Origin of the sequence: Bradyrhizobium sp. Rc3b, from assembly GCF_900114915.1 — a bacterium.
Taxonomy (GTDB): domain Bacteria; phylum Pseudomonadota; class Alphaproteobacteria; order Rhizobiales; family Xanthobacteraceae; genus Bradyrhizobium.
In genome coordinates this window covers 122,562-135,611 of the sequence record NZ_FOUS01000001.1, presented here as the reverse complement: position 1 = coordinate 135,611, position 13,050 = coordinate 122,562, and the positions used below count along the sequence as shown (strand labels likewise).

The following is a 13,050-nucleotide window of genomic DNA, read 5'->3' as shown; positions in this document are numbered from 1 at the left end:
GGTTATGGGTCCCTGCGTTCGCAGGGACGACGGCGGAGTGTTTGGCGGCTTGACTGCCTTACTACCTTGGCGCCCGCCGCTTCTTCGTCGACTGCGTCGGCACATCCGCCGAATCGTCCTTGAGCGCACCGATCTTGCGCAAGGCTGCGTCCGCGGCGCGCTCGCCGCTTTCCCAGGCGCCGTCGACGGTGCCCCACAGCGTCTCGTGCGTAGCTTCGCCGGCGAGGAACACATTGCCGATCGGCTCGCTCAGGATTTTTCGCGACAGCTGACCGCCGGGGGAAGCCGCCGACATCGCACCCAGGACGTAGGGCGAGGCGTTCCAGCGCGTGGCGCTGGTCTTCCCGACGGTAGCCGCAGCCTCGCTACCGAACAATTTCGTGATCCATTCCCTGGCGAAGGCGACCATTGCCTTCTCACCCTGCTCGGAGAGATCGCGGCCGAACGCGCCGCCGACGTCGATCGAGCACAGCGAAGAGCCGCCGATATTGGCGAACATCAGCGCCGTGCGTGTCGAATTGCTTTGCTCGATGAGGATATCGTCGCGCGACAGGCCGAGCGGATTGCCCGGCAATTGCAGCACGATGCGATCATAGCTGCCGAGGCCGAGCTTCGACGCCGCGTCTAACGTGCGTTTGGGAATGTCGGGCGTGAACTTGATCGCGCCCGATGTCAGCACGTTGGTCGAGACCGTGACGATGGCGGCGCGTGCGGCGATCTTGCCGGCTTGCGTTTCCACGCTGACGTCGCGGTTGCTCCAGCTGATGCGGCTCGCCGGCGTCGACAGCGCCACCGGCGCCTGCTCCCCGAGTTTGGTGATCAGCGTGCCCAGACCCTGACGGCAGGCGATCGCCGCGTTGCGATCCTGCGCGCGTCCCTTATCGATCGCGGACAGCTCCTTCAGGTCCTTGCCGGCAAAGCCCGCGCCCAGCATGAACTCGGCCGCGCCCGCCCAGTCGCCGAGATCCTTCGGCAGCACGGAGGCGCAAGAGGTATCCAGCTTAGCCCGCGAGGCATCGTCGATGGCGCGGTTGGCGCGCACCAGCGCCGCCAGGAATTGCTCGGTCTCGCCCGCGCGCGCGTTACGGCGGCCGATGCGCATCTTCTGGCCCGATGGCGCCGACAGCACGTCCAGCCCGACACTGCGCGCCAGCCGGATCATCGGATTGGTGTCGGGATTGTGCATCCAGCGTGCGCCGCGGTCGAACGGCACCTCGAAGGTTGTGCTGTCGGTGATACAGCGGCCGCCGACTTGCGATGCCGCTTCCATCACGACGACCTTGCGGCCCGTCGCCATGATGCGCCGCGCCGCAGCGATTCCCGCGGCTCCCGCACCGATCACGACGATGTCGGCCTCGCGCGGCAGAGGCGCGGCGGATGCGCGCAGGACCGGCATCGCGGCAAGGCCCGCCGACGCGACAAGAAAACCGCGGCGCGTGATTGTCATGTCATGGTTTCCGAGGACTTGCGGCGAACGGGAACAGTCAGCGAACCTTGCCGCATCTGATGTTGCACGGCAACCATCATGGTGAATCAATCGTGCTTGATGTCACGGAGTGATGAACCGAATTGCAACACGTTTCGACCATGATAGAGAAGGGAAAAAGACGGCCGCAAAAGGCCGTGGGGGGAGTTGGAAATGGGGACGGTCCTAGATTCAGTCGGCAAGCTGATTGCCGCGTACCTCTCCAAGGAGGTGCCGGGCTACGAGCCGTTCACGCCGAGCGACCCGGAGCACCTGCGCGGCGTGATCGAGCCAGGCGACGTGCTGCTGGTCGAGGGCAACAACCGCATCTCCGGCATCATCAAATATCTGACGCAGTCGACCTGGTCGCATGCCGCGCTCTATGTCGGCCCGGTCGAGGGCGCCGCGGAGCCTGACGGCGAACCGCATGTGCTGATCGAGGCCAATATCGGCGAAGGCGTCACCTCTGCGCCGCTGTCGAAATATTTCCCCTATCACACCCGCCTCTGCCGCCCGGTCGGGCTGTCCTACGAGGACCGCACCACCGTCTGCCGCTATGCGATCAACCGCATCGGCTTCGGCTACGACACCAAGAACATCGTCGACCTCATGCGCTTTCTGTTCCCGTTGCCGGTACCGCAGCGCTGGCGGCGACGCATGATCGCGATCGGCTCGGGCGATCCGACCAAGATCATCTGCTCGGCGCTGATCGCACAGGCGTTCGACGCGGTGCGCTATCCGATCCTGCCCAAGATCACCAAGGCCGGCAGCCGCGCCGCCCGCCGCGAGATCCTGCACATCCGCGATTCCTCGCTCTACATGCCCCGCGACTTCGACATCTCGCCCTATTTCGAAGTCGTCAAACCCACCATCGTGCACGGGTTCGACTACACCGCCCTGCACTGGGCCGACAAGCAGAAGCCGCTCGAGGAGGTAGCGGGCACATTCAGTGTGTTTCCAGAAACGATCAGTGCGCCGCCGCTCGTTCCTGAGGCGGTTGACCAAGAAGCGCCGGCTGAAATTCCGGCTGCGCAAATGAGTGAGTGCCTTGCGGGGACGTCTGAACGCGTTCCCGGGCATGTCCCGCTGCTGAAGAAGCTGGCGATGTACCGCCCGAGGCGCCGTGGCCGGGTGCGCGAGAGGGCGGCGTAACGGCTGTCGTCCCTGCGAAAGCAGGGACCTATACCGCGTGATCTATCGGCTGCGCACGGTAGAAATCCCGAACTCCCAGTCTTCGTCAAACCCTTCCCTGGGGTTATGGATCCTTGCGTTCGCGGGGACGACGCCTGTGAGTGTGGCGCGAGCACCTCAACGACCGTCATTGCGAGGAGCTCTTGCGACGAAGCAATCCAGACTACTTTCTCGGGGGACAGTCTGGATTGCTTCGCTCGCAAGGACGGGAGTAAAGACCTACCGCTCCGCCCGTCCGATCACCGCCATCAGCTCCGCGATCTTCTCGCGTTGGTCGGCCTTGTCGCCGCTCGCGATCGCGTGCTCGACGCAATGGGCGACGTGATCCTTCAGGACCTCTTCCTCGACCCGGCGCAGTGCGGCTCGCACCGCCGAGATCTGCGTCACGATGTCGATGCAGTAGCGGTCCTCCTCTACCATTTTCGAGAGGCCGCGAACCTGGCCCTCGATCCGGCCGAGGCGTTTTCCGACAGATGCCTTGATGTCCTTGCGCATGGGGTCTATATACCCCTACCGGGTATGGGTTGCAAGACCCAGGGTACAAGGCCGGAGCAAGGCAATGAACGAACACAGGCATCATCAGGGCGCGGACGGACATTCCGGATGCGGTTGCTCCACCAAATCGGAAGCGGCCAAGACGGAAGCGGCCGAGCCGGCGGCCTCCTGCTGCGGCGGGCACGGCGATCATGCCGGCCACGACCATCATCACGCGCATGACCATGGCGATGCGGTCAGTAAGGTGCACGATCCCGTCTGCGGCATGATTGTCGATCCCACGACCTCGAAGCACCGCTTCGATCATCACGGCGAGACCTTCCATTTCTGCTCGGCCGGCTGCCGCACCAAGTTCGCCGCCGATCCCGCAAAATATCTCGCCAAGGACAAGGCGCCGGAGCCGGAGATGCCGGCTGGCACGATCTACACCTGCCCGATGCATCCGGAGATCCGCCAGGTCGGCCCCGGCAGCTGTCCGATCTGCGGCATGGCGCTGGAGCCGGAAGTGGCAAGCCTGGAGACCGGCCCCAACCCCGAGCTTGCCGACATGACGCGGCGGTTCTGGATCGGCGCCGCGCTGGCGCTGCCGGCCGTGGTGCTGGAGATGGGCGGCCATCTCGCGGGCCCGCACAGCTGGATCGATCAGACGCTGTCGAACTGGATCCAGCTCGCCTTCGCCACCCCCGTGGTGCTGTGGGCCGGCTGGCCGTTCTTCGTTCGCGGCTGGCAGTCGCTGCTGACGCGCAACCTCAACATGTTTACGCTGATCGCGATGGGCACGGGCGTTGCCTATGTCTACAGCATCATCGGCACCGTCGTGCCGCAGATCTTCCCCGCAACGTTCCGCGGCCATGAGGGTGCGGTCGCCGTCTATTTCGAGGCGGCTGCCGTCATCACCGTGCTGGTGCTGCTCGGCCAGGTGCTGGAGCTGCGCGCCCGTGACGCAACCTCCGGCGCGATCAAGGCGCTGCTTCAGCTTGCGCCGAAGACCGCGCGCCGCGTCGATGACGACGGCAGCGAGCACGAGGTCGAAATCGATGCGCTCCATGCCGGCGAACGTCTGCGCGTCCGTCCGGGCGAAAAGGTGCCGGTCGACGGCGTGATCCTCGAGGGCCGCTCCTCGCTCGACGAATCGCTCGTCACGGGCGAATCCATGCCCGTCACCAAGGAGAGCGGCGCGAAGGTGATCGCCGGCACGCTGAACCAGTCGGGCAGCTTCATCATGCGCGCCGACAAGGTCGGACGCGAGACGCTGCTGTCGCAGATCGTGCAGATGGTCGCAGACGCGCAGCGCTCGCGCGCGCCGATCCAGCGGCTGGCCGATCAGGTCGCGGGCTGGTTCGTGCCGATGGTGATCGTCGTCGCCCTCGCCGCCTTCGGCGCCTGGGCCTGGTTTGGTCCGGAACCGCGGCTGGCCTTCGGTCTCGTCGCCGCCGTCAGCGTGCTGATCATCGCCTGCCCCTGCGCGCTGGGCCTCGCAACCCCGATGTCGATCATGGTCGGCGTCGGCCGCGGTGCGCAAGGCGGCGTGCTGATCAAGAACGCCGAGGCGCTGGAGCGGATGGAGAAGATCGACACGCTGGTGGTCGACAAGACGGGCACGCTGACCGAGGGCAAGCCCAAGGTGGTCGCGATCGTGCCGGCGTCAGGCTTTGCGGAGGATGATATCGTCAAGCTTGCCGCCAGCATCGAGCGCGCCAGCGAGCATCCTTTGGCTGATGCCATCGTGCGCGCGGCCAAGGAGAGGCAACTGGCCCTCGGCCAGGTCGAGCACTTCGACTCGCCGACCGGCAAGGGCGCCACCGGCAAGGTCGACGGCAAGACCATCGTGCTCGGCAATGCCAGGTATCTGACGTCGATCGGGATCGACACCAAAACGCTCGACGCCGAGGCCGAGCGCCTGCGCGGCGATGGTGCCACCGTGATCAACATGGCCGTCGACGGCCGGCTCGCCGGCCTGTTCGCGATCGCCGATCCGGTCAAGGCCTCGACCCCGGAGGCACTGAAGGCGTTAGCTGCCGAAGGCATCAAGGTCATCATGCTGACGGGCGACAACCGCACCACGGCGGAAGCGGTGGCGCGCCGGCTCGGCATCGCCGAAGTCGAGGCCGAGGTGCTGCCGGATCAGAAGAGCGCGGTGGTGACGAAGCTGCAAAAGGCCGGCCGCAGCGTCGCCATGGCCGGTGACGGCGTCAACGACGCGCCGGCGCTGGCCGCCGCGGAAGTCGGCATCGCCATGGGCACCGGCACGGATGTGGCGATGGAGAGCGCCGGCGTGACCTTGCTCAAGGGCGACCTCGTCGGCATCGTCCGGGCGCGAAAGCTGTCGCAGGCGACGATGAGCAACATCCGGCAAAACCTGTTCTTCGCCTTCATCTACAACGCCGCCGGCATTCCGATCGCGGCCGGCATCCTTTATCCGGCGTTCGGTCTGTTGCTCTCGCCGATCATCGCCGCGGCGGCGATGGCACTGTCCTCGGTGAGCGTGGTCGGCAATGCGCTGCGGCTGCGGGCGACGCGGCTGTGAGGACACTGCGTAGCCCGGATGGAGCGCAAGCGAAATCCGGGGGTCCTGCCCGCAAATTGGCACCGTCCCGGATTGCGCTCCGCTACATCCGGGCTACGGTTCACGGGACACAGGCGAGGCACGCGGGGAATATCTGATGCAGCGAATTACCATCACGATCGAGGACGATCTGTTGGCCGAGATCGATGCGGCGGCGGAAGCGCGCGGCTACCAGAACCGCTCCGAGATCATCCGCGACCTCGCCCGCGCCGGCCTGCAGCAGAGCACCGAGGACACCGCCCAGACCGGCCAATGCGTGGCCGGTCTCGTCTATGTCTACGACCACGCCGCCCGCGATCTGTCAAAACGCCTGGTGCAGGAATTCCACGGTCATCACGACCTCGCGCTGGCGACCCTGCACGTCCATCTCGACGACAACAATTGCATGGAGATGACGGCGCTGCGGGGGTCGGCGGATGAGGTCAAGCATTTCGCCGACCATATCATCGCCGAACGCGGCGTCCGCTACGGCCGCGTGATGATGATCCCGACCGGCGAAGGCAAGGCGGTGAAGGCGCGAAAGCATGGGCACCGGCACGAGTAGGCTATTCTAGGAGAGCGTAGCGGCTCTTCCCCTCCCCTGGAGGGGGAGGGTCGATCGCGCGCAGCGCGAGCGGGGTGGGATGACGGTCTCTCCGCGTCGAACAGTGCCCGTGGGGAGGTAAGCAAGGGCTCGCGCCGCGTTTGCGGCCGTCAGCAGCGCGGCAAGCCCGCCCTTGCCGAACCCGCATTGGGTGTCTACCTCTCGCGCAGTGTTTACCTCAGAGGGCCCCTCCGATGCTGGACGCCGCCGTGAAGGCGCTGTCGCAAATGATCTCGCCGCCGATGCGCTCGATCCTGTGGCGGTCGATCGGGCTTGCGCTCGTGCTGATCACCGCGCTGGCGATCGGCTTGCAGCGGCTGCTCAGCTGGTTTGCGACCCATGGCGAGGTCTGGTTGGAAGGCCTGCTCGGGCCGGGCTGGCACACCTCTCTCGAGGTCTTGTCCTGGATCGTCTCGATCGCGGCGGGCCTCGGCGTCGTGTTCGGCGGCGTCTTCCTGATGCCCGCGATCACCTCGCTGGTGGCGAGCCTGTTCGTCGACGACGTCGCCGACATCGTCGAGCGCGAGCATTATCCCGCCGAGCAGCCGGGGCTCGCGCTGCCGTTCAGCCAGGCCATCTTCGAGGGCATCAAGACCGCGCTCCTGACCATCCTGGTCTATCTGATCGCGTTGCCGTTGGTGCTTTTCGCCGGCGCAGGCTTCCTGATCTTCTTCATCGCCGCCGCTTGGCTGCTCGGCCGCGAATATTTCGAGCTCGCCGCGATGCGCTTCCGACCGCCGGAAGAGGCCAAGGCGATGCGGCGCGAAAATGCCGCCACGATCTTCACCGCCGGCCTCTTCATCGCCGCCTTCGTCTCGATCCCGATCGTGAATCTGGCGACGCCGATCTTCGGCATGGCCTTCATGGTCCACATGCACAAGCGGCTGTCGGGCCCGAGGCCCGAGCTGATCGAGCCGGCGCGGCAGATGCGGTAACGCGCTTCACGTCACCTGCATCCCGCACTTCCGCAGCACCGTCTTGGCGAAGCCGAATGGCGCCGGCGTGAACGGGCCGGCCGGCGCACGGGTGATCAACGCGAGGACACCGAGCGCGGCCACCGCGAGCCAGAAGCACAGCCAGAATCCGTCGATATAGGCGAGCACATTGGCCTCGCGCTGCACGATGCCCGCCAGCGTGCCGAGCGCGCGCGGCTGCGCCAGCCCGGCACCGTGGGCAGCGAAGTGATCGGCAAGCTGCTTCAGGACGCGGACCACATCGACGTCGCCGACGCCGAGGTTCTGGCCGAGATAGAAGGAATGGACCTGCTCGCGCACGCGCAGCCATGTTCCCATCAGCGCCACACCGATCTCGGCGCCGCCGAGCCGCATGATCTGGATATAGGCGGCAAAGGAAGTGGCGCGGCTCGGATCGGAGTTCGACAGCAGCGTGATGATCAGCGGCAGCAAGGTCAGCGACTGCCCGATCGCCTGGAGCAGCACGATGCCGACAAAGTCCTCGCGCGCCCAGTCATGGGTGAGCTGCGTGCCCCAGAGATTGGCGGCGGCGAAGCAGGCGAAACCCACGACAATCACGGTGCGCGTATCGAAATGCCTGAGCAGCCAGATCGAGAGCGGCACCAGCACGAACATCGGCAATGCGCCATAGGTGAGCAGCAGCAAGCCGCTCTGCTCCGGCCTGAGCAGCGCGATGGCGGCAAGGAAGTTCGGCACCAGCGAGGCGTTGGACAGGCTCGTCAACGTGTAGAGCAGGATCAGCACCAGCCCCAATCCGATATTGCGCGAAAACAAGACGTTCACATGCGCCCAGGGCTGCCGCACCAGCGACTCGTTGAGGAGGAAGCCTGCGAACAGCACCGCGCCACTGGCGAGCAGCGCCATCACCGTCCCCGAGCCGAGCCAGTCCAATCGATTGCCCTGATCAAGCCCGGCATAAATCATCGAAACGGATGCGCCGAGCAGCAGCATGCCGCCCCAATCGGCCTCGCGCAGCAGCGCGCGATTCACGGGCTCGTTCGGTGTGCCGAGATAGACCATCAGCCCCATCAGGGGCGCGATCACGACGCTCTGCCAGTACAGCCATTGCCAGCCGAGATGGTCGACATAGAAGCCGACCAGCGAGCTCGAGGTATCGAGCGCAAAGCCGACGCGGATCGAATAGATCGAGATCGCCGGCAGCCACCACCGGATCGGCAGATTGCGGAACACGATCATCAGCGTCGCCGGCACGAAGGTGCCGAGCAGGAGGCCATGCACGACGCTGAGCGCGAGCAGCGTTGGATAGTCGTGCACGAAGGGAACGATCAGCGAGACGACGGCATAGATCAGGCTCGGAATGCCAAGCACGCGGCGCAGCCCGAACACGGTCGCGAGCCATGCCACTGCGGGCGCGATGAAGATTTGCGAGCCGATGCCGGCGGTGGAGAGCCAGGCGCCTTCGTCGAAGCTGAGCGAGAACGCGCCGCGCAAATCGGGCAGGCCAACCGTGGTTAGCCGGCTGTCGAAATTGGCGAGGAAGGAGCCGAGCAGCACCGCCGCCACGGCGAACAGCGGCCGCGGCGCGACGCCGCCGCGCGAGAGCGGTCCGCGATCGGCGTCGTCATTTTCCGCCATTCGCAGCCTTGGTGTCGATACGGGTGACGACCGACATGCCCGGCACCAGCCGCGCCAGCAGCGGCTGGCCGTCGTCGAGCTGAATCCGCACGGGAATGCGCTGCACGACCTTGGTGAAATTGCCGGTGGCGTTATCAGGCGGCAGCAGCGCGACCTGTGATCCCGTCGCCGGCGCGATGCGCTCGACCTTGCCGCGCAGCGTCTCGCGCGGAAAGCTGTCGACGGTGATCTCGACCGGCTGGCCCGGCGCCACGTGCGTGAGCTGGGTCTCCTTGTAATTCGCGATCACATAGACCTGCGGCAGCGGCACCACGTTGATGAGGTTGGTGCCGATATTGACGTAGTCGCCAGGTTGCACCTGGCGCTCGCCGACGACGCCGTCGAACGGCGCCGATATTCTGGTGTAGCCGAGCTTGAGCTTCGCACCCGCCAGCGTTGCCTTGGCCGCTGCGACATCGGCGGCGCGCTGCTTCCGGGTGCCTTGCAGGACTTCGAGCTGGTGCTGCTGGGCGGCGATCACGGCGCGGCTCGCACGCACATCGGCCTGCGCCTTGGCGTAAGCAGCCACCGCCTGCTCGAGCCGCTGCCGCGTGCCGGATTCGGTCTGCGACAGCGATTGCTGACGCTCCTGCTCCTGCCGTGCCTCGACTTCCATGGCTTCCGCGGAAAGCCGCGCCGCCTGCGCCTGCGCGATCGTCGCATATTGCAGCTCGACCTGGTTGGCCAGATTGTCGAGCGCGGCCTGAGCGGCGGCGACCGAAGCTTCGGACTGCGCGACCTGGGCCTCGTAATCGGCGGGATCGATCTGGATCAGGAGATCACCGGCCTTGACCCGCTGGAAGTCGGTGACGGCGACGGTCAGCACTTCACCCGAGACGCGGCTCGAAAGCCGTGTCAGCTCGGCGCGCACATAGGCATCATTCGTGGTCTGGATCACGGCATTGCCGACCCATTCGTCGAAGCGCAGCGTCGCCAGCGCGACGAAGCCGAGCGCGACGATCACAGCGAATAGCGGGATCGCGAACCGGCTCCCCAGCGAAGTCGCTGGCCGCTGCGTCGGCTTCGGTGGTGGGACAGGCGTTGCAGCGGCAGCCGGGGGTGGGACTTGTTCCTGTTGACTCACGATTTTACCCCAAGACGCTCTGCTCTCACCGCCATCACACCGTCTTCTCCGGCCACCGGCACAGATCGTTGATCAGACAGACCTCACAGCGCGGCTTGCGCGCGAGGCAAGTATAGCGGCCATGGAGGATCAGCCAATGATGGGCATGCAGCATGAACTCGGCCGGGATCACCTTTTCGAGACCAAGCTCGACTTCGAGCGGCGTCTTGCCGGGCGCAAGTCCCGTGCGATTGCCGACGCGGAAGACATGCGTGTCGACCGCCATGGTGTGCTCGCCGAAGGCCATGTTGAGCACGACGTTGGCGGTCTTGCGGCCGGCGCCGGGCAACGACTCGATCCCGGCGCGCGTGCGCGGCACCTCGCCGCCGAACTCGCTGAGCACCTTGGCCGACAGCGCGATCACGTTCCTGGCCTTGGTGCGGTAGAGGCCGATCGTCTTGATGTACTCGCGTAAAGACTCCTCGCCGAGATCGAGCATCTTCTGCGGGGTGTCGGCGACCTCGAACAAGGCGCGCGTCGCCTTGTTGACGCCGGCATCGGTTGCCTGTGCCGACAGCACCACGGCGACCAGCAGCGTGAACGGATTGACGTGCTCGAGCTCGCCCTTCGGCTCCGGATTGGCCTTGCGGAAACGGCTGAAGACTTCATGGACCTCGGCGGGCGTCCAGCGCTTTATCGCCTTGAGCGTCTTTTTGGTGGGCGCGTTCGGCTTTGCGACGACCGCCTTTGCCTTCTTCTTCGGCACCGGCGCTTTGCGCGGAGCCGGCTTGCGGGTGATTTTCGCCATGATCGGGATATACTGAGGGACGATGAGCACAGGCAACGAAATTGACGGCAGCGATCCTGATCCGCGCGACGCGCAGATCTTCTCCGCGCTGCTGACGCCGCACCGCTCGCTGAACCGCACCGGCTTCCTCGCCGTGATGCTGTTCCTGAGCGTGGTCAGCTTCGTCACGGGCCTCGCCTTCCTGATGATGGGTGCCTGGCCGGTGTTCGGTTTCTTCGGCCTCGACGTTCTCGTGATCTGGTGGGCCTTCAAGGCCAATTTCCGCGCGGCGCGGGCCAGCGAGGAGATCGTGGTCACGCCGTCGGAGCTGCGCGTGCGCCGCGTCAGCCATCGCGGCCAGGTCTCGGAATGGACGTTCAATCCGCTCTGGGTCCGGATCGACCAGGAGGTCGACGAGGAATACGGCATCGAGCACCTCTATCTGATCTCGCGCGGCCGCCGGATTCTCATTGCCGGCTTTCTCGGGCCGGAGGAAAAAGCGAGTTTTTACAATGCTTTGGTCGGCGCCCTGAATGCCGCCCGGCGCGGCCCGACCTACAATCCGGTGACCTGAGCGCAGTCAGAAATCGGGTGGTTTCCCACCCGTCCCTCTCCTACATTTCCAGTCATGATGACACTCGCCATACATGACCAGCGCCTGGCCAGGCCGGGCACCCAGAACGCCGCGCTGCGCGACTATGATTCGGTGCGCCGGGCGATCGCCTTCATCTCGGAGAACTGGCGCGCGCAGCCGACCATCGAGGCGATGGCGGATGCGGCCGGGGTCACGCCGGATGAGCTGCACCATCTGTTCCGCCGCTGGGCCTCGATCACGCCGAAGGCTTTCATGCAAGCGCTGACGCTCGATCACGCCAAAGGCCTCTTGCGCGATTCCGCGAGCATTCTCGACGCCGCGCTCGACTCCGGGCTGTCAGGCCCGGGACGGCTGCACGATCTCTTCGTGACCCACGAAGCCATGTCGCCAGGCGAATGGAAGAACGGCGGCGCTGGCCTGACCCTGCGTTACGGCTTTCACCCCTCGCCGTTCGGCACCGCGATCGTGATCGCGACCGACCGCGGCCTGTCGGGGCTTGCCTTCGCCGATCACGGCGAGGAGAAGATTGCGCTCGCTGACATGACCCGGCGCTGGCCGAACGCCACCTATGTCGAGGATCACGAAGGCACGGCGCCGCTCGCTGCGCGCATCTTCGATACGAAGCTGTGGCGGCCGGACCAGCCGCTGCGCGTGGTGATGATCGGCACCGATTTCGAGGTCCGGGTGTGGGAGACGCTGCTGAAAATCCCGATGGGGCGCGCGGTGTCCTATTCCGACATCGCCTGCAACATCAACAGCCCGAAGGCCTCGCGTGCCGTCGGCGCGGCAGTCGGCAAGAACCCGGTCTCGTTCGTCGTGCCCTGCCACCGCGCGCTCGGCAAGAGCGGCACGCTCACCGGCTATCACTGGGGCATCACCCGCAAGCAGGCGATGCTGGGCTGGGAGGCCGGACAGCTGGGGATGCAGTAGGCACCGCAAGCACACTGCCGTAGGGTGGGCAAAGCGAAGCGTGCCCACCTTACGTCAGCTATCATGGAAAGATCGTGGGCACGGCGCTGTGCGCCTTTGCCCACCCTACGGGACCGTCCTTAACCCGCCAGATCGAGCTTCGAGGCCACGGTCGAATCCGCGTTGAGGCGGTAGATGATCGGCACACCCGTCGCCAGCTCGCGCTTCAAGATGCCTTCGGGCGAGAGCTTTTCCAGCACCATGATCAGCGCGCGCAGCGAATTGCCGTGGGCGGCGACGAGGGTACGCTTGCCGTTGAGCACGCCGGGCAGGATCTCCTGCACGTAATACGGCAGCGCGCGCGCGAGCGTATCCTTCAGGCTTTCGCCGCCGGGCGGCGGCACGTCGTAGGAGCGGCGCCAGATCAGCACCTGGTCCTCACCCCATTTCTTGCGCGCGTCGTCCTTGTTGAGGCCGGAGAGATCGCCGTAGTCGCGCTCGTTCAACGCGAGGTTCTTGGCCGTCGGCAAGCCCTCCTGGCCGAGCTCGCCGAGAATGAGGTCGAGCGTGTGCTGCGCGCGCGTGAGCACCGAAGTGTAGGCGACGTCGAACACGAGGCCCTGCGCCTTCAGCTTGCGGCCGGCTTCCGTGGCTTCTTTGACGCCGAGCTCGGTGAGGTCAGGGTCCTTCCAACCCGTGAACAGGTTCTTCAGATTCCATTCGCTCTGGCCGTGGCGCACGAGCACGAGAAGACGTTCGCTCATTGACTGCTTTCCGTTAAGTTCGA

At 65.7% G+C, this 13,050-nt stretch carries 12 protein-coding genes; 6 read left to right on the top strand and 6 right to left on the bottom strand.

All coding sequences use genetic code 11. From position 1 onward, the window contains the following. Positions 1–61 precede the first annotated feature (61 nt). On the bottom strand, positions 62–1,447 hold the full coding sequence (locus tag BM190_RS00670; RefSeq protein ID WP_092251398.1) for a flavin monoamine oxidase family protein: 1,386 nt from the start codon (positions 1,445–1,447) through the stop codon (positions 62–64). A 192-nt stretch (positions 1,448–1,639) separates the two neighbouring features. Between BM190_RS00670 and BM190_RS00665 the strand changes: the two genes are divergently transcribed. After that, positions 1,640–2,617: a YiiX/YebB-like N1pC/P60 family cysteine hydrolase gene (locus BM190_RS00665; RefSeq protein WP_092251396.1), complete on the top strand. Its 978-nt coding sequence runs from the start codon at positions 1,640–1,642 to the stop codon at positions 2,615–2,617. A 258-nt stretch (positions 2,618–2,875) separates the two neighbouring features. Here BM190_RS00665 and BM190_RS00660 read toward each other — a convergent pair whose 3' ends face one another. Next, positions 2,876–3,151, bottom strand: coding sequence for a metal-sensitive transcriptional regulator (locus BM190_RS00660; protein WP_007598521.1), 276 nt, complete (start codon positions 3,149–3,151; stop codon positions 2,876–2,878). Positions 3,152–3,215: 64 nt separating this feature from the next. Here BM190_RS00660 and BM190_RS00655 point away from each other — a divergent pair, with 64 nt between their 5' ends. The 3 genes from BM190_RS00655 to BM190_RS00645 all read left to right on the top strand — a co-directional run bounded on the left by BM190_RS00655 (position 3,216) and on the right by BM190_RS00645 (position 7,235). Beyond that, entirely contained in the window at positions 3,216–5,678 is a 2,463-nt protein-coding gene (locus tag BM190_RS00655) for a heavy metal translocating P-type ATPase (protein WP_092251394.1), read from the top strand. Positions 5,679–5,814: 136 nt separating this feature from the next. Next, a complete protein-coding gene (gene nikR, locus BM190_RS00650) occupies positions 5,815–6,261 on the top strand; it encodes a nickel-responsive transcriptional regulator NikR (RefSeq protein ID WP_092251392.1) in 447 nt (148 codons plus the stop codon). Between the two features lie 233 nt (positions 6,262–6,494). Further along, positions 6,495–7,235, top strand: coding sequence for a sulfate transporter family protein (locus BM190_RS00645; protein ID WP_092251391.1), 741 nt, complete (start codon positions 6,495–6,497; stop codon positions 7,233–7,235). A 6-nt stretch (positions 7,236–7,241) separates the two neighbouring features. Here BM190_RS00645 and BM190_RS00640 read toward each other — a convergent pair whose 3' ends face one another. From BM190_RS00640 to nth, 3 genes are read right to left on the bottom strand one after another with little or no spacing between them, the layout of a single operon-like run. Further along, the gene (locus tag BM190_RS00640) at positions 7,242–8,870 is read right to left on the bottom strand and encodes an MFS transporter (protein ID WP_092251390.1); all 1,629 of its coding nucleotides are present in this window, start codon (positions 8,868–8,870) and stop codon (positions 7,242–7,244) included. Further along, positions 8,857–9,993, bottom strand: coding sequence for an HlyD family secretion protein (locus tag BM190_RS00635; RefSeq protein ID WP_092251387.1), 1,137 nt, complete (start codon positions 9,991–9,993; stop codon positions 8,857–8,859). The genes BM190_RS00640 and BM190_RS00635 overlap by 14 nt, the downstream gene beginning before the upstream one ends. Before the next feature lie 34 nt (positions 9,994–10,027). Further along, positions 10,028–10,780: an endonuclease III gene (gene nth / locus BM190_RS00630; RefSeq protein WP_177236838.1), complete on the bottom strand. Its 753-nt coding sequence runs from the start codon at positions 10,778–10,780 to the stop codon at positions 10,028–10,030. Between the two features lie 22 nt (positions 10,781–10,802). Between nth and BM190_RS00625 the strand changes: the two genes are divergently transcribed. Then, positions 10,803–11,333 (top strand): DUF2244 domain-containing protein, encoded by a 531-nt coding sequence (locus tag BM190_RS00625; RefSeq protein WP_092251385.1) that lies wholly within the window; start codon positions 10,803–10,805, stop codon positions 11,331–11,333. Between the two features lie 54 nt (positions 11,334–11,387). Further along, positions 11,388–12,284: a methylated-DNA--[protein]-cysteine S-methyltransferase gene (locus tag BM190_RS00620; RefSeq protein WP_092251384.1), complete on the top strand. Its 897-nt coding sequence runs from the start codon at positions 11,388–11,390 to the stop codon at positions 12,282–12,284. Between the two features lie 119 nt (positions 12,285–12,403). Here BM190_RS00620 and BM190_RS00615 read toward each other — a convergent pair whose 3' ends face one another. Beyond that, positions 12,404–13,027 (bottom strand): 2,3-bisphosphoglycerate-dependent phosphoglycerate mutase, encoded by a 624-nt coding sequence (locus BM190_RS00615; protein ID WP_092251382.1) that lies wholly within the window; start codon positions 13,025–13,027, stop codon positions 12,404–12,406. Between the last annotated feature and the right edge of the window lie 23 nt (positions 13,028–13,050).